Genomic DNA, 22,308 nt, shown 5'->3' on the forward strand with positions numbered 1-22,308 from the left:
ACAATCCAACCCCGACCTCCGGTGAACTGCGTGTTTATGGTCTTGCCAACCGAAACGGCATCCGTACCATGCTGATATAATATCACGCAAGTATGTTGACACGGATTTTCTGTTATTTCTCTGAGAGGTTAATAACAGAACAGGCTACTCCCCAATGACGTGACCGGAAAGATATCACAGAAAATAAAAAAGGCAAGAATATATATTCTGATTTCAAAAGATGCTAATGAGAATGATTTTCATTACATGGTATTTTAATAAGATAATAAAGACTAATATTATTATTAGTCTTTATTTTTGTAGGGGGATAAAAAGGAGGAGTTATTATTTATTATTAATCATAAAATTATAAATCCTTTGTAAATCATCAAGATGCATCACCTTGATGTAAATTTTACGATTTTCCAAACCCACAAGAAGAATACCGTCTTCTGATAAATTCATGGTTTTAATTCGGTCATATTTAATATAGGCATTGGCGTAAAAAAATCCGTCCTGTTTAAAATATAACTTCGGTGAACGAATAAAAGCCAGATAAATAGCAATGATAATACAGCCGGAAAGTAAATAGGTTGTTAACGGACTGCCGTGCCCGGTTATATTATTATAAATAACAATACCGATAAGAAGGATAAAGATCACGGCATCCGCACGGTGATTACGGCGCAGTTTTATCCGCAGCTGTGTTTTGCCTTTCAGTGTGCTGACAATGAATTCGTCGTAGACGGCAAACAGCAGCATCAGCACAATCACAGCCAGCAGAACAATATCATTTACACTCATTGTGGTTCTTTTCCCCTGAAATGAAACAGAAAACGGGAGGCAAGCCTCCCGTTTAAACTATCATACTCTTTCTGAAAATACGCGTTCGTCAGAACGTGTTTTTTACCGGTTACAGTCCGAGGAAACCAAAGACATAACCCGCAATACCCAGTATAAAGAAGCCGATGATAATCAGCAGGGCATTCACTTTATGTCGCAGCAGCCACATACAGCCGAATGTCAGCAGCAGCGGCATCAGGCCCGGCATCAGCTGATTGAGGATGGTCTGGACAGTGGTGATTTCCATCTCACCGGTGGTCGGGTTTTTAATTTCCGACACCACCAGCGGGATATTCACTTTTGTCCATTTGTTTACCAGTGCCCCCATGACAAACAGGCCGAGGATTGACGCCCCCTCGGTCAGTTTCTGCAGGAAGCCGCCGCCCATATCCTGAACAATATCCAGGCCTTTTTTGTAGCCGTAAGCCACACCGTAGTAACGGGTTGCCAGGCGGACCAGGTTAAACAGGAAGAAGAACAGTAACGGCCCGAGCAGGCTGCCGGTCATGGCAATCCCCGCACCGAGGGCGGCAAAGACAGGACGCACGGTACCCCAGAAAATCGGGTCACCGACACCGGCCAGCGGCCCCATCAGACCGACTTTGATACCGTTGATGGCACCATCGTCGATAGCCGCACCGTTAGCGCGCTGTTCTTCCATCGCACAGGTCACACCGAGGATAGGTGCAGCCATATACGGGTGGGTGTTAAAGAACTCCATATGGCGTTTGATAGCCTGTCTGCGTTCTTCATTATTTTCCGGATAAAGACGGCGGATCACCGGTACCATGGAGAAGGCGTAGCCCATTGCCTGCATACGTTCAAAGTTCCATGAACCCTGAAACAGGTTTGAGCGGATGAAGACACCCCGGATGTCGCTCTTTCTTAACTGTTTTCTGCCGGTTACGTTGCTTGTAGTATCAACCATGTTGCTCACCTTCTTAGTCTAACTCGTTATCCAGGTCGTTTTTGCTGCCGGCAGCGACAACGACTTCCGATTTGTTGTATTTCGGACTGAGCTGGATATACAGCACAGCCATCACCGCACCGATCACACCCAGCGCAACCAGGTTGAACTCAGTAAATGCGGCGGTAACGAAACCCAGATAGAAGAATGGCATCAGGTAGCCGGCACGCATCATGTTGATAACCATGGCGTAACCGACCACAACAATCATGCCGCCGGCGATATTCAGGCCGCTGGTGACCCAGACCGGAATCGAGTCAAGCATTTCGCGGACAATATCTGTCCCGACAGACACGGCCACGATAACTGCCGGAATCGCGATACGCATTGCCTGTAACAGCAGCGCACCGACGTGGATCATCCCCAGAGCGGTGAGATTGCCCTTGTCAGCCGCACGGTCACCCCAGTGCTGGAAGGCCACGGTAATGGTACGGACGATGATAGTCAGCACCTGACCGGCCGCCGCCAGCGGAATAGCCAGCGCGATACCGGCACCGATATTCTGACCTCCGGCAATAACCAGGATGGTGGAAATGATGGATGCCAGCGCGGCATCCGGTGCCACTGCCGCACCGATGTTCATCCAGCCGAGTGCGATCATTTCCAGCGTACCGCCGATCATGATCCCGGTTTTCATGTCACCCAGTACGATCCCCATCAGCGTACAGGCGACCAGAGGGCGGTGGAACTGGAATTCATCGAGGATTGACCCCATACCCGCGATACAGGCAACGATGAAGACCAGGACGATTTGTACAACGGAAAGTTCCATTGTGTTTCTCCTTTAACCAGTCATTTTGCAGACAACAAATTTTGTATTGAGTAATGGGTCAAATTAACTTTCAGCTTTGCTGATTAAATCCATCATTTTTATTTTTGAATCGGTGGAGACTTTGCGGACTTCCAGCTCGATGTTGCGGTCATTCAGCGCTTTGAATGCCACGATATCGTTTTCATCGATAGAAACCGCATTGTTAACCTGTTTTTTACCTTCGTGGAAGGCCATCCCGCCGATATTGACCGATTTGATCTCCACGCCGTCTTCCACCAGGCGCAGAACATCCGCCGGGTTGGTGAACAGGAGCATGCAGCGGTCATTGGCGTATTTCGGGTTATTCCAGACGCGCACCATTTTCGCCACATCCACCACGTGTGCGGTCACACCCGGAGGCGCAACCTGCTTGAGCAGTGTTGAGCGGACGGTATCGTTGGCAACTTCGTCACTGACGACAATAATGCGTTTGACGTTGGTTTCTTTGGTCCAGCGGGTGGCGACCTGGCCGTGGATCAGACGGTCATCGATACGGGCGAGGGCGATAGTCATGTGTCCGCCCGGGCCTGCCGGTGCCGCCGGCTGTGCGGCCGGTTTAGGTGCAGGAGCCGCTTTTGGTGCCGGTTCATCCTGTGCTTTCAGGGCACGAATCCCTTCACGGCCGGTTTCCAGCGCGACCGCAACCAGTTCCTGCAATGACGGATTATCATCACGGCACATAAAGGTTTCGACCAGCATCGGTACGTTAACGCCTGTGACTATCTCATAATTGCTGTTGCCGCCTGCGCTCTGATCCTGCTCAGTCACGATGCGGTTTGCTGCGTTGAACGGGCTGCCGCCCCAGGTATCAACGAGGAATAATACCCCGTCAGCGGTTGATAAACCGGGCAGCTTCTCATTGTACTTCGCATATAGTGTATCGGCATTTTCCCCCGGTACGAAATCGATGAAGGAGACGTTCTCCTGTTCACCGATCAGCATTTCCGTTGTGCGCAGTAACTGCTCAGCGGCTTTGCCGTGGGTGCCAATCATAATGGCTATACTCACCTCTGTTCCCCCTTAACATCAGTCAGGATGGTTCTTGTGTATTACACAGAATCTTTTATGGGTCAGAAAAAAACCGTAAGACTCCGGTGTAAAGATAGTCTCAGGCCCGGGTTACCGCTAATTATTTACGTTTAAACAGCGATAATTAATTTCGGGGCACTAATTAAATCAGAGGGTAACATTCTATGAAGGTAAAAAAACTTGCTTTCTGTCAGAAAACAACAAAACAGAAACATTGAAGACGCAATTATAGTTAATTATTGTGTTGAATGTATTATTTGCCAGAGTGATAGGGCGATTTTTGCTTATTTGGCAGCGTGATATATCGGGGTGTTTTACATGTTGTTAGCATCTTTACCTGAAAATGGCACAAGCAGATTAAAAAACAACCCGTGCTGATGCGCTTCAGGTAAAAAATATCCCTGCAATGTTGCAGGGATATTAATGTTATCGAATTATGTTTTGTGAGTTAACTCACAAAATCAGTCGCACTGAACCTTGATTGCAAGACCGCCGCGTGATGTTTCACGGTATTTGGCGTTCATGTCTTTCCCGGTTTCATACATGGTTTCGATGACTTTATCGAGAGAAACGCGCGGTGCGCTGGTACGGCGCATGGCCATACGGGCGGCGTTGATCGCTTTCACAGAAGCAATGGCGTTACGCTCGATGCACGGCACCTGAACCTGACCGGCAACCGGGTCACAGGTTAAGCCCAGGTTGTGTTCCATGCCGATTTCAGCTGCCACACAGACCTGGTCCGGGCTGCCGCCGAGGATTTCAGTCAGACCGGCAGCCGCCATTGAGCAGGCCACACCGACTTCGCCCTGACAGCCGACTTCCGCACCGGAGATAGAGGCGTTCATTTTGTACAGAATGCCGATCGCGCCGCAGGCGAGGAAGTAGCGAAGATAGGTATCCGGAGTGACTTTTTCGATGCAGTGATCATAATATGCCAGCACCGCAGGGACGATACCGCAGGCACCGTTGGTCGGTGCGGTGACCACTCGGCCGCCCGCGGCGTTTTCTTCGTTGACAGCCAGAGCAAACATATTAACCAAGTCAACCACGTTCATCGGATCTTTGGAGAGTTTACCGGCGGAGTTGATCAGGCGGTTCAGTGCAGCGGCACGGCGCGGGACACGCAGCGGCCCCGGCAGAATGCCTTCGGTTTCCAGACCATGAGCGATACAGTCCGTCATGGTTTTGTAGACATCGGCGAAATAGGCGTCGATCTCTTCACGGCTGTGCATATCGAGTTCATTTTTCAGCATCAGCGAGGAGATGGAAAGCCCGGTCTGATGGCAGTGATTCAGCAGTTCTTCGGCTGAGGCATACGGATAGGACACCGGGGTTTCGTTGGCGTTATCCTGACCGAAATGCTCTGCATCGACGATAAACCCGCCGCCGATGGAGTAATAGGTTTTGGTGTATAACTCGTCATCACCGGCAAATGCAGTGATGCTCATGCCGTTTTCGTGCAGCGGCAGGTTACCGGTGTGGAAATTCATGCCGCCTTCACGCGGGAAATCCACGGTCTGCTGACCATTGGCCAGTGACAGACGCTCAGTCTCTTCCACATTGCGGATAAAACCGTCAATGGCATCGATATCCACGGTTGCCGGTAAGTTACCGGCCAAGCCCATAATGATGGCGATATCGGTATGGTGACCTTTCCCGGTTAAGGAGAGTGATCCGTAGACATCAACAGAAACGCGGGTCACACGGGAAATCAGACCTTTCTCAACCAACTCATCAGCAAACTGCTTCCCGGCTTTCATTGGCCCTACGGTGTGGGAACTGGAAGGACCAATACCCACTTTAAACATGTCAAAAACGCTAATCACGTCAGACTCCTTAAAAAAACAATGTAATAGTGATTTATCGTAAAGCGCGTTACTTTACTGTTATTTGCTCACACGGATAAAGTAGTTTATCGCATTTTTCACTGCGTAACAGCGATTTTAGATAAAATTCAGGCATACCTGATGAAAAAAAACAGGGGGAAATAGGGCAGAAGTGTGAAATTGGTTACAAATCAATCATTTTTCACTTGCGTTGCGAGGCGATATAAAATACCCGCTGTTAATCCCCAAATCATCCGTCCTTCATATAAGTAAAAATAGAGACGGCGTTCAACGGTATTGCGGGTCATATCAATGTAGCGGTAGCGGCTCAGATCAAGGGCAGCATCCAGCGGCAGCTCAAAGATATCCGCCACTTCCTGCGGGTTACCCGCCAGCGGCAGAGACGGCGGGATGATCCCGACGACCGGGGTGACCCGGAAACCGGTCACACTGTCCACCGGGGCCATTTGTCCCAGCACCTGCACGGCCTGCGGCGGAATACCCACTTCCTCACGGGCTTCGCGCAATGCGGTGGCGATGGGGGAAATTTCGCCCGGATCCGCCGCGCCGCCGGGCAGGGCAATCTGTCCCGGATGGGAGCGCAGTGACGCTGCCCGTTGTGTCAGCAGGATCCCGGGCCGGGCTTTATTGGTGATAGGCAGCAAAACCGCCGCCCGGCGATCCCGCTCACCGGCAATCTCCGCTTCGGAAGGGCGGGTTAACTGAAACCGGGGAATAAAGCGCTCAAGCGGGCTCATGATATTTTCTCCGGCAGAACGGTCAGTATGCGGCCCAGTTTATCAAATGTTTCCTGATATTCGTCTGCGGCGCGGCTGTCTGCGACGATCCCGCCGCCCGCCCGGCAATAGAGGTGATTATTTTCCGCAATCAGGGTCCGGATTGCGATATTGGTGTCCATGGTGCCGCAGGCACTGATATAGCCGACAGAACCGCAATAGGCGTGGCGGCGGACAGGCTCGAGCTCTTCAATGATTTCCATTGCGCGGATTTTCGGGGCGCCGGTAATGGAGCCGCCGGGGAAACAGGCGCGCAGCAACTGTGCCGCCCGGCATGCAGCCGGTAACTGTGCGGTAATGGTGCTGACCAGATGCCAGACCGCCGGGAATGGCTCGACCGCAAACAGTGATGGCACACTGACAGAGCCCGGAAGTGCCACCCGGCCGATATCATTGCGCATCAGATCCACAATCATCAGGTTTTCCGAGCGATCTTTCTCTGATGCCGCCAGTGCCTGTTTTTCAGCATCGTCGGCCTGAAGGTCATCCAAATGACGCGGACGGGTACCTTTAATAGGCCGGGTTTCTGCGCTGCCGTCTTTCAGCCACAGGAAACGTTCCGGCGAAACAGACAGAATGGCGGCCTCCGGCAGACGGAGAAACGCGGAAAACGGTGCCCGGTTTTCGTCATTCAGCTGCAGAAATGCCAGCCATTCATCCCCTTCATACGGGGCGGAAAATCCCTGGGACAGGTTGACCTGATAACAGTCACCAGCCTGCAGATAGTCATGAATACGGGCAATTTTTTCGTGGTATTCCGCTTCGGTCATGTCGGACTGCCAGCGGCCGGTCAGGGCGAAAGGCCGGCTGTCAGGCGCTTTCTGACTCTCCAGCCAGTGCAGACGAGCGGCAGGATCGGTATAGGTGAGTAATGTGGCGCAGCGACGCCGGTGGTCAACGATCACCGCCCAGTCGTAAATGCCAATGGCCATATCCGGCACAGACAGCTCATTACGTGCCAGTGACGGCAGGGATTCAGTGCGCCGCCCGAGGTCATATCCCCATAATCCCATCGCGCCGCCTGCAAACGGATAGTCATCGAGCGGTTGCGGATCCAGCCCGCACTGTGCCAGCGCCGCATCCAGTAACTGAAACGGGTCATCATTTTGACGGACGCGCTGCCCCCGGCTATCTTCAGTTAAGGTCTCATCGCCCCGGGTAGTCAGTGTCATCAGGGGATCGGCGGTCAGAATATCAAAACGGTTATGCTGGTGCTGAGCACTGCCGGAGTGCAGCAGCATGGCCCACGGCTGATGTGACAGCGGGGCAAACAGGGTCAGGGCGAGACCGGGATGATAGTCAAGTGGTGTCAGTACAGGTACGGAATGTGATGTCATAATTCAGTCTGTCAGTAATCTGTGTCCGGAAACTGCCGGTTATCTTATCGGAAAACAGGCGGGTGCGTCCCGCCATCTTTATGAGTATAATGTGTTTTTTACTGAAATGTTATAGAAGGTGATTATGTTTACCGGAATGCCCGCGTTAAGTCATGAAGAACAGCAGGCCGCTGTTGAGCGGATCCACACCCTGATGCAGGAAGGAATGAGCAGTGGTGAGGCTATCGCGCAGGTCGCGGCAGAGTTACGCGAACGGCATCACGGCGGTGAGCAGATCCGCGCGCTGTTTGATGAAGAAGATGACGACAGTGAATAATAGAAACAAATATTTAACAAGTGTCACAATTTCCTGATAATAAATATGTTACTTTGCAGCAATAAGCATTAAGTGAAATTTAATTAAGCGCTATTGTATAAAAATGACATTTAGTCTCTTTCGGGATTAAAACAGGAGGTTTTATGAAGGCAATGAATCTGTTCACCCGTACCGGATTGGCAGGTGCAGGTATTCTGCTGGCATTCACCGTCAGCGCACAGGCTCCGGCCACGGCGGAAGTCAAAAATGAGCGTATGGTGACTTTCCCGGCGTGTGAATCGCTGAACAAAGATCAGATAGCGGCCCAGGTAAAATATGACTTTGTGCAGAGCCGCTACCCGCGCTGGCAGGATGACAAAGCGCTGCTGGGCAGCAAGCCGGTTGCCTGGGTGAATGTGGCGGAAGTGACTGAGAAAGACGGTAATTACAGCGTACCGCTGGTTGTGCGCGGCGCGAAAAAACAGGTCAGTTACACCGTGGATGTTAATTGTGCGGCGAAGACCATGACCTACAGTCTGCCGCAGTAATGACACTGACGGTTAAACTGTAAAAAGGCGTGCAGCACAGCACGCCTTTTCTGTATTCAGCGTTTGGCGTTCGGCTCATACGGCAGGCGGGATAATCCGGCACTGCGCTGACGGTAAAACACCAGACGTTCTGCAAAATAGGCGCGCAGGGATTCCGGCAGAGTCTGCTGCACCTGCTCGGCAATTACCGGCATATTATAGCGCTCTTTAAACGCGACACCGGATGCGGCTAAATCCGCATTGATTTTATCCATCTCTTCCTGACTGAGTTCGGCAAGATTATAACCCACGATATGCTCCTGTAACGGCTGACGGCCTTAACTTAACTGAGCTGCCGCCTGACTGCAAGCCCGGATTGAGGGGTATTCAGTCTTCCCATAAAGAGAATACGATTAATTCTGATTATCTTTACAAAATCATTTTGTTTTCAATATGTTGTGAATTTATTAAATAGCACTTTTCTTCCCGGCAGGAGTGTGCATAATGACCGCAGATGATGAAATAAACGACTGCACAGGAGCCTGTATATGTTAAAGCCGGATATGGTTGACCAACTGAATGCCCAGCTGAATCTCGAATTTTATTCCTCAAATTTATATTTACAGATGAGCGCATGGTGTGCTGATAAAGGCTACGAAGGTGCTGCCGCATTTTTAAAAGCGCATGCAGCAGAAGAAATGGAGCATATGCAGCGCTTGTTTAATTATCTCAGCGATACCGGGGCAATGCCGCTGCTGGGGGCCATTGATGCACCACCGACTGAATTCGGTTCAGTGAGTGAGGTTTTCACCCTGACGCTGAAACATGAAAAATTAATTACTGATGAAATTAATAAACTGGTGCATGCCGCGCTGACCTCACAGGATTACTCCACGTTTAACTTCCTGCAGTGGTATGTGGCTGAACAGCACGAAGAAGAAAAACTGTTTAAATCTGTCCTCGATAAATTTGCGATGGTGGGTGACAGTGGTAAATCGATGTTCCTGCTGGATAAAGATCTGGGCCGTATGGCAAGTGAACCATCAGCAAGCTAATCATTTTTAACAGCACTGTTATTTATAATATAACCACACAATTATCATAATAGACTGATATTTGTGTGGTTTTTATTTGTGTTACCGATCACAAAAAACACTCTCCGGCCTGTGAAGGTTTCCGCAATGCCCCCGGTTGCGCTAGTATGTCCCGCATAATTACATCACCTGCAAAAATGAGGCATACCATTATGTTAACCAACCTGACCGCGCACTGGCGCAAATTATCTGCTGTTGTTGTTTTATTTGTCGGTTTATCCGGCCAGCAGGCATTCGCTCACGCTCATGTCAAAACCCTGGTTCCGGCGGCAGATACTGCGGTGACTGGTTCACCGGAAAATATCTCTCTGGACTTTTCCGAAGGGATTGAACTGAAATTCAGTAAAATCAGTGTGAAAGATGCACAGAATAAACCGGTTGCTGCCGGAAAACCGGAACTGGCCGAAGGGAATGATACCCGTCTGATCCTGCCGCTGACAGAAACGCTGCCGGCCGGTATCTATCACGTTGAATGGAAAGTGGTTTCTGTTGACGGGCACAAAACTAATGGTGACTATCAGTTTACGGTGAAATAAGCCGGTTATGGAACTGACACCGGAAGCGCTGCTGATTATCTGCCGCTTCATTCATTTTACGGCCGTAATGCTCCTTGCGGGCTGCGGTCTGTTTACTGTTCTGCTGTCCGGTAACCGGGTGGCACTGCTGCTGCGGGCCCGTCTGCGTCATACTGCCCGCAGTGCAGCCGTGTTTACCGTCCTGACAACGTTCCTCTGGCTGCTGTTACAGGCAGCACTGATGGGGGACGGCTGGGCGGATATGCGGGACCCGGAGATTATCCTCGCGGTGCTTTCCACCTCTTTCGGGGAGATCTGGCGCTGGCAGCTGGTGCTTGCCGTTATTCTCTGCAGCGGGCTGCTGCTGCCGTCCGGACGGACGCAAAGCGGTCTGTTTCTTAGCTGTGCCGCAGTGATGCTGGTGCTGCATGCGTTTACCGGCCACGGCATGCTGTACAGCGGCTGGACAGGGCGGCTCTATCAGCTTAATCAGGTTGTTCATCTGCTCAGTGCCGCTTACTGGTTCGGCGGGTTGTGGCCGTTCCTGGTCTGCCTGCTTATATTGTTGCGGCGTGATACCCTCGCAGAGGGACTGCCGAAAGACGTGGTGGCAACCCTGATCCGTTTTTCAAACCTGGGGCATCTCGCTGTCTTTCTGGTACTGGTAACCGGCCTTATCAGCACTATGCTGCTGTTGCCGGACTGGCCGCAGTGGAGCGGCAGTGATTATCAGGCACTGTTATGGCTGAAAACCGGGCTGGTGCTGACGATGGTGCTGCTGGCGGTGATAAACCGTTATGCGGTGGTACCTAAAATCGCACAATCAGGCCGCTTCCGCCTGTTGATGATTAACAGCTGGGTTGAGATAATTCTCGGCACACTGGCCATTTTAATGGTGGCGATTTTTGCAACTTATCAGCCTGCATAACGCCGGGCAGGCTGACAACCGGGACACACTATGAAGAAAGCTCTGGCATTAATTCCTCTTTTACTGGCAGGTGCGGCACAGGCTGCGCCGCTGAAAACCATCAGCAAGTTTGAGTTTGGTGAAAAGTGGCCGTTTACCCGTGAGGAAGTGATGATCAACTGCCGGGACGGAAATGCACTGTGGGTGATTAATCCGTCCACACTGATGTCGTATCCGCTGAATGATGTGGCAGCACAACAGGCAAAAGAGCAAAAAATAAAGGTGACTGATCTCTCAGTTATCACATTAAAACAAACCGGAGACGCGGAAAAAGGCATGGATCTTACCCCGATCATTGAAGCAGCCGGTGCGCTGTGTGGTGATAAATAACACATATTAATTATGAAATTTAACGATTAATATTCGGTTATTAATTAACCAACTGAAATATAAGCCATTTAAATCAGATGCATGTTAACGATTTGATAAATAAATATTTTGCATATGTAACCAAACCGACTAATCTTAATCATGTAGGTTGTACGATATTTTCAATGGCAATTTTAGCGCACGGCTCGCTATGAGCCTTTTTCCCTGGACCGGATAGAGGACTTTATCCGGTCTCTTTTTTATTCCCGCCGTTTTTTCCCTCATTTTCACGAAAAATGCGCAAGGATTTGTAATAATCCTATAGGGCAGCCCCGTTATTTGATATAAATTAAACATTACTTTAACCGGATAATTAACCCGTAACTGTAGTGTGACACATGAATAAACTCGCGTTTTATCAGGATTTAACCCGCCGTTTAACATCGCTTATCAGTGATGAGAAAGATGTCATCGCGACACTGTCTAATGTCAGTGCCGTCCTTTTTGACGAGCTGGAACAGATAAACTGGGCCGGATTCTATCTCCTTCAGGGGGATACTCTCGTACTGGGGCCGTTCCAGGGAAAAGTGGCCTGTGTCCGTATTCCGGTTGGCCGTGGTGTCTGCGGAACGGCGGTTGCTCAGGGGCAGGTTATCCGGGTGGATGATGTGCATGATTTTGCCGGACATATTGCCTGTGATTCGGCCAGTAACTCAGAAATTGTGTTGCCGCTTATCGTAAATGGTCAGATTATCGGCGTGCTGGATATCGACAGCCCGGTTTTTAATCGTTTTGATAATAATGATGAAATTGGTCTTAAAGCCTTGAATGACGCGCTCTGCGTACATCTGGCAACGTGCTTTATGCCGAAATATCGTGAAATGATCGCAAGTTAGGCCTCCGGGAGCATAGCATTTGTCTGTAACACTATTATAATGACGCCTGTTCATGCCTGCTGGTTGGCAAAGCACCGTTGTAATCAGGAAAATTCATGGAAAATCAACCCAAGTTGAATAGCAGTAAAGAAATTATTTCATTTTTGGCTCAGCGCTTCCCGCAATGCTTTGTGGCAGAAGGCGAGGCCCGTCCGCTGAAAATCGGCATCTTCCGCGATATCGTCAGTCGTATCACTGAAGAAGATGGTATCAGTAAAACACAGTTACGTACCGCACTGCGGATGTACACCTCCAGCTGGCGCTATCTGTACGGCGTCAAAGAAGGGGCCAAACGTGTTGATCTGGATGGTAACGATTGCGGCGATCTGGAAGCGGAACATGTTGAACATGCCCGCACTCAGTTAACGGAAGCGAAAGCCAGAGTCCAGGCGCAGCGTGCGCAGAAACGTGAGCAGGAGGGTGAGAAAAAACCGCGCCCGGCAGACAAAGCCGCCGCTGACTCCCGCCGCAGCCGTACGGATAAGCCTAAAGCGCCGCGTACCGGTAAAGCTCCGTCGCCGAAATCCGCCGATGCACCACGTAAACCACGGGCACCCCGTCCCGAATCTCAGTCTGCACTGACACCAATTACTGATATTCAGGCACTGAAGGTGGGGCAGCAACTGAAGGTGACAGTCGGTTCCGGCGTTATGGATGCGCAGGTTCTCGAGATCACAAAAGATGGTGTACGTGTTCAGCTGCCTTCAGGGTTGGCAATGATCGTGCGTGCGGAACACTTAAAATTCTGATACGGAGTCAACCGAGGCATGAACAAATTTTTACCCCTGGCGTTGCTCATCGGATTCAGTTTAACCGGTAATGCGATGGCAAGAACCGGCACCACAGCGCTGCCGGATGTCAAAATCAGCCAGCTGCCGGATACTCAGCAGGCACCGGAGCACTCCACGGTCAGTGAACGTGTGACATCCCGGTTTCTGCATTCCCATTACCGCCAGTTTCAGCTGGACCCGGAATTTTCAGCGAAAATTCTGGAACGCTATCTGAATCTGCTGGATTACAGCCACAACGTCTTTTTGGCGTCTGATGTGGCGAAATTCAGTAAAAACAAAGCAGATGTCGGCAACTATCTCCGCAAAGGGGAGTTACAGCCATTATACGACCTGTTTAACCTGTCACAAAAACGCCGTTTTGAGCGCTTTCAGTACGCATTGAACCGCCTGAAACAGCCGATGAATTTTGACGGCGACGATGTCATTGATGTGGACCGGAGTAAAGCACCGTGGCCGCAGACAGAAGCCGAGCTGGATAAACTGTGGGATGCCAAAGTCAAATACGACTGGCTGACCCTGAAACTGTCCGGCAAAGATGACAATGAAATCAAAGAAACCCTCACCAAGCGCTATACCTATGCGCTTAAACGTCTGACGCAGACGAAAAGTGAGGATGTTTTCCAGCTGATCATGACCGCGTTTGCCCGTGAGATCGATCCGCACACCAGTTATCTCTCCCCGCGCAATACCGAGCAGTTTAACTCTGAAATGAGCCTGTCTCTGGAAGGTATCGGTGCCGTGCTGCGGATGGATGATGATTACACCGTGATTAATTCACTGGTCGCCGGTGGTCCTGCGCTGAAGAGCAAGGAACTGGCGGTCGGGGATAAAATTCTGGCTGTCGGTCAGGCAGGCAAGCCGATGGTGGATGTGGTCGGCTGGCGTCTGGATGATGTGGTATCACAAATCAAGGGTGCCAAAGGCAGCAAAGTCCGCCTGGAAGTGCTGGGTGATACCAAAGGGGCCAAACCACGTATTGTGACCCTGACCCGTGAGCAGATCCGCCTGGAAGACAGAGCGGTGAAAATGACTATCAAACAGGTCGGTGACCAGAAAGTCGCGGTGCTCAATATTCCGGGCTTCTATGTGGGTCTGACCAATGACACCAAAACGCAGTTGCAGAAACTGGCAAAAGAGAAAGTGGATGCGGTCATTATCGATCTGCGTGGTAATGGCGGCGGCGCACTGACAGAAGCGGTGGATTTGTCCGGCCTGTTTATCTCCAGTGGTCCGGTGGTGCAGGTGCGGGATAATAACGGTCGTGTCCGTGAAGATGCGGACAGCGATGATGTTATCTATTACAAAGGTCCGCTGGTGGTGATGGTTGACCGCCTGAGCGCATCCGCGTCTGAGATTTTCGCTGCGGCAATGCAGGATTACGGTCGTGCGCTGATTGTCGGTGAGCCGACCTTCGGTAAAGGTACTGTGCAGCAGCACCGTCCGGTCAGCCGTATTTACGACCAGATGCTGCGCCCTGAATGGCCGGATCTGGGCTCTGTGCAATATACTATCCAGAAATTTTACCGTATTAACGGCGGCAGTACCCAGCGCAAAGGGGTAACGCCTGATATTATTATGCCGACCGGCTTTGATAACGACGATATTGGTGAAAGTTTCGAGGATAACGCACTGCCGTGGGACAGCATTGCCCCGGCACAGTATTCACAGACGGATATTATCCGTAAAGCGATACCTGAACTGGCACAGAAATATCAGGAACGCTCAAAAACCGATCCGGAATTCGCGTATATTTACGAAGATCTGGCACGGTTTAAAGCCAATAAACCGACACAGTATATTATTTCCCTGAATTATGCGAAGCGTGATAAGGAAGACAAAGAACTGGAAGGGATCAGGCTGAAACGGATTAATGAACGTTATGCCCGTGAAGGTAAGAAACCGTTGGCGAATCTCGAGGCACTGCCGAAAGATTATGAAGGGCCGGATGCGTATCTTGATGAAACCGTTAAAATTGCAGCCGATCTGGCAAAAGTGCCGGATATCGCAAATAGCGCGCAGTGACCGGTTATTTTACGGAATAACATCAATAAAAAAATCGACAGCATTCAGGCTGTCGATTTTTTTTGTGCCGCATAAACACAGCGGCACCGGCAATTTGTCGCGAATTAATTAAAAGAAACGCGGTACAGAAATTGTCATAACTGCATTGGTAATACGATCAAACGTTGTTTTTGTGGATTTAATTAATTTAGCCATAACAATTCCTCCATTATTTCTGAAAATAATGTTTAATACTCAGGTGAATGTGTTTATCTGTTAATCTGAACGGGTACAGTTAATGTGCTGTATCGATGGGATGTACTTTACTCATTAGTGTGAGTTCAATCAAGTTTTCACTCAAAAGAAGTTGAGCATAATAAAATCAATTTTAACTCATAAAATAGACAGTTTCGTAAAGAAAACGGTACATCTGCCGGTGATGTACGGAGAACAAAGGAATATTGATGATATTTCGTACACAATTCAGCACAGTACTGGGTGAAATGTCGGCAGCAGCAACGGAGCAGGGTGTTTGTTTTCTGGAATTTACGGAAGACAACCGCCGCGAAGATACCTTACAGCGGGTCTCTGCACGGCTGAACATGCCGGTAACAGACGGAAATCATCCTCATCTGGCACTGCTGGAGTCACAATTGCAGGACTATTTTGCCGGTAAACTGACAGAATTTACGGTTCCGCTGGTGCTGCCGGGAACATCTTTTCAGCAAAAAGTCTGGGATACATTATTGGCAGTGCCGTTTGGCTGTACGGTTACTTACAGTATGCTGGCTGAGTTGTTATCCAGCCCGCGTGCTGTCCGGGCTGTCGGGCGGGCCAACGGGATGAATCCGGTTTCCGTGCTGGTGCCGTGTCACCGTGTTACCGGTAAAAATGGTGAACTGACCGGCTATGCCGGCGGGATGGACCGCAAAGCCTGGTTACTGGCGCATGAAAAACAGGTTAAAGGAGCAGCAATATGATTTTCTGCAAACGGGTTTATGATGAGGTCGCGGAGAGTGACGGTTACCGGGTACTGGTTGACCGGCTGTGGCCGCGCGGAATTAAAAAAACCGATCTGAATTACGATGAATGGAATAAGGATGTTGCGCCGGATACAGAATTACGCAAGTGGTTCCACGCTAACAGTGATCAGTTTGCGGAGTTTGAACGGCGCTACCGTGAGGAGCTTGAGAGCAGGCCGCAAAGCTGGCAACCACTGGTGGCAAAAGCGGTGCAGGGCAATCTGACACTGTTGTTTGCGGCAAAAGATAAAGAGCATAACCAGGCAAAAGTGCTGAAGGCATTTCTGGAAGAAAAACTATCCTGATGATATATCTGCGGCCTGTACCGGAAGCGTCACCGCACAAAAAAATCCCGGCGAACCGGGATTTTTCAGCAAAGAGGATAATTCAGCTTATCAGCTCAGGATCTTATTCTCTGCCAGGCTCAGGGCGAAATAACTGAAGATTAAATCCGCCCCGGCACGTTTGATGGAGCCGAGGGTTTCCAGTGCAACGCGGGTTTCATCAATCGCACCGGCCTGTGCAGCCAGTTTGATCATTGCGTATTCACCGCTCACCTGGTAGGCCGCCAGCGGCAGATTTGAACGCTCACGCACATCACGCAAAATATCCAGATAAGCCCCGGCCGGTTTGACCATCAGCATATCCGCACCTTCCTGCTCATCGATCAGGGATTCACGGATGGCTTCGCGGCGGTTCATCGGATCCATCTGATAGGTTTTGCGGTCGCCTTTCAGACAGGAACCGGCAGCATCACGGAACGGGCCGTAAAGGGCAGAAGCGAATTTGGTGGAGTAGGACACAATTCCGGTCTGATGGAACCCGGCGGCATCCAGTGCCAGACGGATAGCCCGGACCTGACCGTCCTGGGCGGCAGAAGGGGCGATAAAGTCAGCACCCGCCTGCGCGGCAACCACCGCCTGTAACCCGAGATTATGCAGGGTTTCGTCATTATCCACCACGCCGTCATGCACCACACCGCAGTGCCCGTGGCTGGTGTATTCACAGAAACAGGTATCGGACATCACCACCATTTCAGGCACCGTCTCTTTGCAGATACGGGACATCCGCGCCACCAGGCCATCTTCCGCCCAGGCATCACTGCCGGTTGCATCCAGGTGATGTGAAACACCGAATGTCATCACGGATTTAATCCCGGCATTGGCGATCCGCTCGATTTCATAGGCCAGCCGCTTTTCCGGAATGCGCATCACGCCCGGCATACTGTCGATGGCTTTATAGTCATCGGCGCCTTCTTCGACAAAAATCGGTAACGCGAGGTCATTGAGGCTTAATGTGGTTTCCCGGAACAGATCACGCATCTGCGGGGTCTGGCGAATTCTTCTGAGACGCTGGATGTCATGTTGCATAACGACAGTTGCTCCTTATTGCATAAAAAATAATGCGGTCAGTATAAACCTTTCAGAGGAGGATGGGGTACAGGCAGAAAAAAATAAGGCTCCGCAGAGGGAGCCTGAAAACGATGTGCGTTTATCTTCAGAATATAATACGGGCGATTTTATTGAGCTCTGAGATAAAACGTCTGATATTTTTTATTGCAGGTAACATAATTGCGTTCTTGTTTATTGTGTTCTCACAATTCGATGACATAACTTTAGCACTTTGTTGATGAGTGTCAATCTTTCTTACAAATTAAATTTAACATTTAAACTAAATTTGATTTGAAACGGTACAGCAAAAAAATGCTCAGCCTGTCCGTCAGAGACGGTTGCGGTAAAACGCGACCACACAGAAGGACGCGGTGACGTTGTCTAACTCTTTTAAGAAGCGGGCTAAAAATCGCATAATGAGTGTCCTTATATTGTTGTGATCTGCATCCCAAAATTGCCCCTTTTTGTGATAACAGTCAATATCTAAAATCCGGAAAAATGATTTTCAGTCAAAACAGGTGTGAAACCCGTGTGTCCGCAGATGTTTCCGGTGTTTTAACAATGGATTAACGGGGTAAAACAGTATTTTATGGTATTTGTTAAATACCCAGATTTATTCACCTGCTTTTTAGCAGCATAACAGGCAGTATGTGAGATAACGGAAATTAAAAATTATCTGCACTATACGTTAAAGACTGAAAAACAGGATGAACATGGATTCATTACTCTTCTGGGGTTTTGTGTTAGTGGCGCTCATTGTTGTGACGCCGTTTATTGCTGTTGCGGCGCTGCGGCGCACAACGCTGCTGAAGTTGCAGGTCAGCGTTCTGACAGAGGAAACGGAATCACTGCGCCGCGAGCTGGATGCCCTGACCGGCGGTCAGCCGGCGACGGAAAGCACTGTTCAGGCTGCTGCGCTGTCTGAGGCGATCCCGTTACAGCCGGAGCGGGAAGTGCAGTATGAACCGGTGCCAGAGCCGGAACCAGATCCTGTTTCTGAACCGGAACCGGTTATCGCGGCGGCGGCAATGCCGCTCCCGGCGGATACAGCAGCACCGGAGCGCAAAAGCCCGGCGGCCAATATTCTCGAATGGCTGCTTAACGGCAACCTCCCGGCCAAAATCGGTATTCTGCTGCTGTTTATCGGCCTTTCGTATCTGCTGAAATTCAGTATTGAAAATAATATCCTGACCCCGGAAGTCCGTCTGATCGGCGCGGCGATATTGTCAGTGACACTCTTTATTATCGGCTGGTGTGTCCGTCATAAAAACCGGCTGTACAGCCTGATAGTTCAGGGCGGCAGCCTCGGTGCATTTTATATCACGATATTTGCCGCCTATAAGCTTTATGAGTTCCTGCCGCTGGCCTTTGCACTGGCGCTGATGGTGGTTATCTGCCTGGCATCGGTTTTCTTTGCGGTGATACAAAACGCTGTCAGCCTGGCGGTTCTGGCGGTGATCGGCGGTTATGCGGCACCGGTGCTGCTTTCCACCGGCAGTGGTAACTATATCGCGCTGTTCTCCTATTATCTGATGCTCTCCGTCTCCATTCTGGTCATTAATTACCGGCAGGGCTGGCGGGTGCTGAATATTGTCGGTTTTACCTTTACCTTTGTGGTCGGCGTGATCTGGGGCATCGATAATTACCGGCCGGAGTATTACCTGAACTGTCAGATCTTCATTATTCTGAATCTGGTGGTCTACGGGCTGATGACGCAGCAATATGCACGCCATCATGTTATGACCGACGACAGGCGAAAACAGCGGATGGTGGATCCGGTACTGCTGTTTGCGCCGCCGGTGCTGGCGTTTTCCCTGCAATATGCCATTACGGAGCCGTTCTATCTCGGTACCGCAATATCATCACTGGCCTTCGGACTGCTTTATCTGCTGCTCACGGTAGTCAGTCTGCGTCGCTTCCGCGCTGACGGGCAACGCCTGTCGCTTGGCTTCCTGCTGCTCAGTATCGGCTTTATCTCACTGGCCGTGCCGCTGGCATTGTCGCCGCAGTGGACTTCGGTCGCCTGGACGATTGAAGGGCTGGCAATACTGTGGTTTGCCTGTCTGCAAAAACAGCGGATTGTCGGCTGGAGTGCCACCGGGCTGGTATTACTCGGGTTTGCCTCTCTGCTCTACAGTATGGACTTCATCTGGTGGTCGGAACAAAGCACCCTGATGTATATCTTCCAGTGGGTCGGGTTGCTGGTTGCCGGGGCACTTCATCACCATTTCCGACTGATGAACCGCAGCAAACTGATTTCCGGACTGCTGATTATCCCGGCTATGATCACCTGGCTCTCGTGGCTGTGGATGCTGCCGTGGTTATCACCGGCGGGTGAATGGCTGTCCGGTGAGGAATATGTACTGACCGGGCTTGTGATCTCGGTCTGGAGCTGGTTCTTCCTGGCGCGTAAAGTGCAGTGGATTCAGTTGTATTACTGCATCAGTGCGCTGTGGATAGTGAGTCTGCTGATACTGTGTGACTATATGCTTACCGGAACACATGCGGCCGGTTCGCTGTACGGCGGCGTTATCTGGCTGCTGATTATCGGCAGTATGATCACCTTTATCCGGCTGCTGCCGGAACAAGCACCGCGGATTGTCAGTAATCTGATGCACGGCGCGTCACTCTGGACTGTCATCGGACTGGTCGCCGCCGAAGTCCTGTGGGCGGAAAGACAACTGCCGTGGGGCATGGAAGAGTGGGCCTACTTTATTGCCATGCTGGCGGCGTGCGGCGTATTTTTTGTGCTTTACGCCATGCAGCGCCTGCGCTGGCCGCCGATGGATAACCATGCCGCGCTGTACTGGCAGAGTGCCTATCCGCTGGCTGTGTTGCTCGGGCTGGCGCTGTTTGCCGGAAATATGCAGGATGGTCAGCTGTCGCTCTGGCAGTATGTGCCGCTGCTGAACCCGCTGGATGAAGCGGGGCTGTTCGGGCTCGCTGCATTGTGGTGCCTGCGTGATGCGCTGATACGGACCACACCGAAAGTCCGTTTCCGGGCAGATGTGGTGTATGGTCTGGGTATTGCTGTTGCCGCGCTGGGTATCTGGTGGGCGAACGGTATTCTGATCCGCGCGCTGGCCTTTGCAGACGGCACTGCCTGGACTACTGCGGCACTGCTGCAATCCCGCCTTATCCAGACCACGCTGGCGATTGTCTGGGCACTGACTGCCGTGATCCTGATGACCACCGCAACCCGCAGGCATAAACGCCATCTGTGGCTGGCCGGGGCGGCTGTCTTTGCCGTGGTGATTCTTAAACTCTTTGTGGTTGATATGAATCAGAGCAGCGGGCTTGCCAGAGCCGGTGCCTTTATCGGGGTGGCACTGCTGATACTGGTTGTGGGATATTTTTCGCCGTTACCGCCGAAAACGGGCACTGACATACAGAATAATAAGGAAAATAACGGATGATCACAGGTAAAAAGGCGGCACTGTGCTGCAAATGGCATACCGGGGCGGTGCTCCTGGCGGCGGTACTGGCATCGGTGGCCACGTTTTCCCGGGCGGACACCCCGGTGAAAACACTGAATGATTTTAATCAGGGGGCGGAGTTACAGCTTCAGGCAGAAAATTCACCGTTTTACCGGCTGACGGTGCCGGATAATGTCTGGCTGAACAGTGCCTGGCCGGATCTGCGGGATATCCGTATCTTTGACAGCACCGGCACCCCGGTGCCGATGTCGCTGACGGTGGCAAAACAGATAAAAGATGAAAGTGCGCGCATTCGTTTTGTGATTTATCCGTTGTCGCAAAGCCGGGCAGAAGAGCAGGACGGCCACCGCAAAATCCGCCTGAAAGCGGATAACGGCACGGAACTGACGATTTACAATGATAATGCGGACAGCCTGGCGCGTCCGTCCACCGCGACGTATCTGCTGGTGCCGGATAACAAACAGCAGCTCCCGCTGCCGTTGCGGGAAGTCACACTGAACTGGCCGCAGCAGGCCGGTAATATACAGGCCAAAGCCTCACTGTTCAGCAGTGATGACAAACAGAACTGGTCACCGGTGATCCTCGATGTGCCGCTGATGGATCTGAAATCCGGTGAGGATGTGCTGCTGGCACAGCAGATAAAAATTCCGGACTACATCAGCGGTGATGAAAGCAGGGCGAAGTACTGGCTGCTTTCTGTGACCGGAGATAACAATCAGGCACCGCCGCAGATCACCACCGCCGAAGGGGTGAGTTCCCGGACGGTGGAGCGCCGTGAGGTGAACCGTTTTGATTTTGTGCCCGCGGCGGACACTGACGGCAGTATGATTTACAGTCTGCCGAATACACAGCGTCTCAGCCGTCTGGATTTTCATATTGACCAGGAAAATACCGTGCTGCCGGTGCGGGCAGAGTACCGGAGCGGTACGGAGGGCAACTGGCTGCCGCTGGGTAACAAAGTACTTTATTCACTGGTATCGGATAATGCGGAAAACCGTAACAGCAGTATCCGGCTCAATGATCTGCCTGTCCGCCAGATACGGCTGACGGCGATTAACAGTAGTTGGCGTGATAGTCCGCCGAAGGTCACCGGGGTTAAAGATGCACAATATCTGACCTTTAACGCGCAGGGTTCCGCACCTTATCTGCTGGTGTGGGGGGCGCATGATGCCAGTGCGGCATTTTTACCGCTGTCCCAGCTTCTGCCAGGCCATAATCTGGATAATCAGGATGCGATTCCGCGGGCGGATGTGTCAGAAAAAGTGGTTACACTGGGCGGGGAAGCGAAGTTACTGCCTGCACCGGAAACCCCGCCACCGTTTGCCTGGAAAACCTGGCTGCTGTGGGGTGTGCTGGTGGCCGGTGTGGCAATACTCGGATTCTTTGCTGTCCGCCTGCTGAAAGAAGTGAAAACGGAACAGAAATAACCGTACAG

At 51.1% G+C, this 22,308-nt stretch carries 22 protein-coding genes and 1 riboswitch; of the genes, 13 read left to right on the forward strand and 9 right to left on the reverse strand.

Annotated features, from left to right (window positions below):
* Window positions 1-8: 8 nt before the first annotated feature.
* Window positions 9-167: riboswitch (yybP-ykoY riboswitch) on the reverse strand.
* A gap of 157 nt (window positions 168-324) precedes the next feature.
* The 7 genes from ACF8OF_RS12525 to pabB all read right to left on the reverse strand — a co-directional run bounded on the left by ACF8OF_RS12525 (window position 325) and on the right by pabB (window position 7,589).
* Window positions 325-783, reverse strand: coding sequence for a DUF986 family protein (locus ACF8OF_RS12525; RefSeq protein ID WP_392496806.1), 459 nt, complete (start codon window positions 781-783; stop codon window positions 325-327).
* Between the two features lie 109 nt (window positions 784-892).
* Entirely contained in the window at window positions 893-1,750 is an 858-nt protein-coding gene (gene manZ, locus ACF8OF_RS12530; protein WP_025154114.1) for a PTS mannose transporter subunit IID, read from the reverse strand.
* A gap of 13 nt (window positions 1,751-1,763) precedes the next feature.
* The gene (locus ACF8OF_RS12535) at window positions 1,764-2,561 is read right to left on the reverse strand and encodes a PTS mannose/fructose/sorbose transporter subunit IIC (protein ID WP_025154115.1); all 798 of its coding nucleotides are present in this window, start codon (window positions 2,559-2,561) and stop codon (window positions 1,764-1,766) included.
* Between the two features lie 63 nt (window positions 2,562-2,624).
* Window positions 2,625-3,608 (reverse strand): PTS mannose transporter subunit IIAB, encoded by a 984-nt coding sequence (manX, locus tag ACF8OF_RS12540; RefSeq protein WP_262861659.1) that lies wholly within the window; start codon window positions 3,606-3,608, stop codon window positions 2,625-2,627.
* A 482-nt stretch (window positions 3,609-4,090) separates the two neighbouring features.
* Window positions 4,091-5,455 carry an L-serine ammonia-lyase gene (locus tag ACF8OF_RS12545; RefSeq protein ID WP_262883021.1) on the reverse strand — a complete coding sequence of 455 codons (1,365 nt, stop codon included), beginning with the start codon at window positions 5,453-5,455 and terminating at the stop codon, window positions 4,091-4,093.
* 191 nt (window positions 5,456-5,646) lie between these two features.
* Window positions 5,647-6,213: a CoA pyrophosphatase gene (locus tag ACF8OF_RS12550; RefSeq protein WP_262861657.1), complete on the reverse strand. Its 567-nt coding sequence runs from the start codon at window positions 6,211-6,213 to the stop codon at window positions 5,647-5,649.
* On the reverse strand, window positions 6,210-7,589 hold the full coding sequence (gene pabB, locus ACF8OF_RS12555) for an aminodeoxychorismate synthase component 1 (protein WP_392496807.1): 1,380 nt from the start codon (window positions 7,587-7,589) through the stop codon (window positions 6,210-6,212). Before pabB ends, ACF8OF_RS12550 begins: the two co-directional genes overlap by 4 nt.
* 124 nt (window positions 7,590-7,713) lie before the next feature.
* Between pabB and ACF8OF_RS12560 the strand changes: the two genes are divergently transcribed.
* Complete coding sequence (locus tag ACF8OF_RS12560; RefSeq protein WP_262861655.1) at window positions 7,714-7,905, forward strand: YoaH family protein; 192 nt, start codon at window positions 7,714-7,716, stop codon at window positions 7,903-7,905.
* A 143-nt stretch (window positions 7,906-8,048) separates the two neighbouring features.
* Entirely contained in the window at window positions 8,049-8,432 is a 384-nt protein-coding gene (yebF, locus tag ACF8OF_RS12565) for a protein YebF (RefSeq protein WP_262861654.1), read from the forward strand.
* A 56-nt stretch (window positions 8,433-8,488) separates the two neighbouring features.
* Here the strand turns inward: yebF and ACF8OF_RS12570 are convergent, their stop codons facing one another.
* Complete coding sequence (locus ACF8OF_RS12570) at window positions 8,489-8,722, reverse strand: DNA polymerase III subunit theta (protein ID WP_025154120.1); 234 nt, start codon at window positions 8,720-8,722, stop codon at window positions 8,489-8,491.
* 237 nt (window positions 8,723-8,959) lie between these two features.
* Here ACF8OF_RS12570 and ftnA point away from each other — a divergent pair, with 237 nt between their 5' ends.
* The 9 genes from ftnA (at window position 8,960) to ACF8OF_RS12615 (ending at window position 16,350) form a co-directional block, all read left to right on the forward strand.
* The gene (ftnA, locus tag ACF8OF_RS12575) at window positions 8,960-9,466 is read left to right on the forward strand and encodes a non-heme ferritin (protein ID WP_262861653.1); all 507 of its coding nucleotides are present in this window, start codon (window positions 8,960-8,962) and stop codon (window positions 9,464-9,466) included.
* A 191-nt stretch (window positions 9,467-9,657) separates the two neighbouring features.
* Window positions 9,658-10,041: a copper homeostasis periplasmic binding protein CopC gene (gene copC, locus ACF8OF_RS12580; RefSeq protein WP_262883018.1), complete on the forward strand. Its 384-nt coding sequence runs from the start codon at window positions 9,658-9,660 to the stop codon at window positions 10,039-10,041.
* 7 nt (window positions 10,042-10,048) lie between these two features.
* On the forward strand, window positions 10,049-10,948 hold the full coding sequence (gene copD, locus ACF8OF_RS12585) for a copper homeostasis membrane protein CopD (RefSeq protein ID WP_392496809.1): 900 nt from the start codon (window positions 10,049-10,051) through the stop codon (window positions 10,946-10,948).
* 30 nt (window positions 10,949-10,978) lie between these two features.
* Window positions 10,979-11,317 carry a YebY family protein gene (locus tag ACF8OF_RS12590; protein WP_004237373.1) on the forward strand — a complete coding sequence of 113 codons (339 nt, stop codon included), beginning with the start codon at window positions 10,979-10,981 and terminating at the stop codon, window positions 11,315-11,317.
* 377 nt (window positions 11,318-11,694) lie between these two features.
* Window positions 11,695-12,192, forward strand: a complete 498-nt coding sequence (locus ACF8OF_RS12595) for a GAF domain-containing protein (protein WP_025154126.1) — start codon at window positions 11,695-11,697, stop codon at window positions 12,190-12,192.
* 95 nt (window positions 12,193-12,287) lie between these two features.
* Complete coding sequence (gene proQ / locus ACF8OF_RS12600) at window positions 12,288-12,980, forward strand: RNA chaperone ProQ (protein ID WP_262861235.1); 693 nt, start codon at window positions 12,288-12,290, stop codon at window positions 12,978-12,980.
* Window positions 12,981-12,998: 18 nt separating this feature from the next.
* The gene (prc, locus tag ACF8OF_RS12605) at window positions 12,999-15,044 is read left to right on the forward strand and encodes a carboxy terminal-processing peptidase (protein WP_262861234.1); all 2,046 of its coding nucleotides are present in this window, start codon (window positions 12,999-13,001) and stop codon (window positions 15,042-15,044) included.
* A 443-nt stretch (window positions 15,045-15,487) separates the two neighbouring features.
* The gene (locus ACF8OF_RS12610; protein WP_392496811.1) at window positions 15,488-16,003 is read left to right on the forward strand and encodes a methylated-DNA--[protein]-cysteine S-methyltransferase; all 516 of its coding nucleotides are present in this window, start codon (window positions 15,488-15,490) and stop codon (window positions 16,001-16,003) included.
* A complete protein-coding gene (locus ACF8OF_RS12615; protein WP_279799843.1) occupies window positions 16,000-16,350 on the forward strand; it encodes a DUF488 domain-containing protein in 351 nt (116 codons plus the stop codon). Before ACF8OF_RS12610 ends, ACF8OF_RS12615 begins: the two co-directional genes overlap by 4 nt.
* A gap of 90 nt (window positions 16,351-16,440) precedes the next feature.
* On the opposite strand, the gene hemB is transcribed toward ACF8OF_RS12615, so the two are convergent.
* A complete protein-coding gene (gene hemB / locus ACF8OF_RS12620; RefSeq protein WP_262883015.1) occupies window positions 16,441-17,415 on the reverse strand; it encodes a porphobilinogen synthase in 975 nt (324 codons plus the stop codon).
* 734 nt (window positions 17,416-18,149) lie between these two features.
* Here hemB and ACF8OF_RS12625 point away from each other — a divergent pair.
* The gene (locus ACF8OF_RS12625; protein ID WP_392496812.1) at window positions 18,150-20,852 is read left to right on the forward strand and encodes a DUF2339 domain-containing protein; all 2,703 of its coding nucleotides are present in this window, start codon (window positions 18,150-18,152) and stop codon (window positions 20,850-20,852) included.
* Complete coding sequence (locus ACF8OF_RS12630) at window positions 20,849-22,300, forward strand: DUF3999 domain-containing protein (protein ID WP_392496814.1); 1,452 nt, start codon at window positions 20,849-20,851, stop codon at window positions 22,298-22,300. Before ACF8OF_RS12625 ends, ACF8OF_RS12630 begins: the two co-directional genes overlap by 4 nt.
* Window positions 22,301-22,308 lie beyond the last annotated feature (8 nt).

It is taken from the genome of Morganella sp. TYF_1, assembly GCF_043105645.1.
Taxonomy (GTDB): Bacteria; Pseudomonadota; Gammaproteobacteria; order Enterobacterales; family Enterobacteriaceae; genus Morganella; species Morganella morganii_B.

Bases quoted from the DNA above. Each gene is read 5' to 3' on its own strand.
- ACF8OF_RS12525 (WP_392496806.1), bottom strand. From the start codon at position 783: ATGAGTGTAAATGATATTGTTCTGCTGGCTGTGATTGTGCTGATGCTG.
- manZ (WP_025154114.1), bottom strand. From the start codon at position 1,750: ATGGTTGATACTACAAGCAACGTAACCGGCAGAAAACAGTTAAGAAAG.
- ACF8OF_RS12535 (WP_025154115.1), bottom strand. From the start codon at position 2,561: ATGGAACTTTCCGTTGTACAAATCGTCCTGGTCTTCATCGTTGCCTGT.
- ACF8OF_RS12550 (WP_262861657.1), bottom strand. From the start codon at position 6,213: ATGAGCCCGCTTGAGCGCTTTATTCCCCGGTTTCAGTTAACCCGCCCT.
- pabB (WP_392496807.1), bottom strand. From the start codon at position 7,589: ATGACATCACATTCCGTACCTGTACTGACACCACTTGACTATCATCCC.
- ACF8OF_RS12560 (WP_262861655.1), top strand. From the start codon at position 7,714: ATGTTTACCGGAATGCCCGCGTTAAGTCATGAAGAACAGCAGGCCGCT.
- yebF (WP_262861654.1), top strand. From the start codon at position 8,049: ATGAAGGCAATGAATCTGTTCACCCGTACCGGATTGGCAGGTGCAGGT.
- ftnA (WP_262861653.1), top strand. From the start codon at position 8,960: ATGTTAAAGCCGGATATGGTTGACCAACTGAATGCCCAGCTGAATCTC.
- copC (WP_262883018.1), top strand. From the start codon at position 9,658: ATGTTAACCAACCTGACCGCGCACTGGCGCAAATTATCTGCTGTTGTT.
- copD (WP_392496809.1), top strand. From the start codon at position 10,049: ATGGAACTGACACCGGAAGCGCTGCTGATTATCTGCCGCTTCATTCAT.
- ACF8OF_RS12590 (WP_004237373.1), top strand. From the start codon at position 10,979: ATGAAGAAAGCTCTGGCATTAATTCCTCTTTTACTGGCAGGTGCGGCA.
- ACF8OF_RS12595 (WP_025154126.1), top strand. From the start codon at position 11,695: ATGAATAAACTCGCGTTTTATCAGGATTTAACCCGCCGTTTAACATCG.
- proQ (WP_262861235.1), top strand. From the start codon at position 12,288: ATGGAAAATCAACCCAAGTTGAATAGCAGTAAAGAAATTATTTCATTT.
- prc (WP_262861234.1), top strand. From the start codon at position 12,999: ATGAACAAATTTTTACCCCTGGCGTTGCTCATCGGATTCAGTTTAACC.
- ACF8OF_RS12610 (WP_392496811.1), top strand. From the start codon at position 15,488: ATGATATTTCGTACACAATTCAGCACAGTACTGGGTGAAATGTCGGCA.
- ACF8OF_RS12615 (WP_279799843.1), top strand. From the start codon at position 16,000: ATGATTTTCTGCAAACGGGTTTATGATGAGGTCGCGGAGAGTGACGGT.
- hemB (WP_262883015.1), bottom strand. From the start codon at position 17,415: ATGCAACATGACATCCAGCGTCTCAGAAGAATTCGCCAGACCCCGCAG.
- ACF8OF_RS12625 (WP_392496812.1), top strand. From the start codon at position 18,150: ATGGATTCATTACTCTTCTGGGGTTTTGTGTTAGTGGCGCTCATTGTT.
- ACF8OF_RS12630 (WP_392496814.1), top strand. From the start codon at position 20,849: ATGATCACAGGTAAAAAGGCGGCACTGTGCTGCAAATGGCATACCGGG.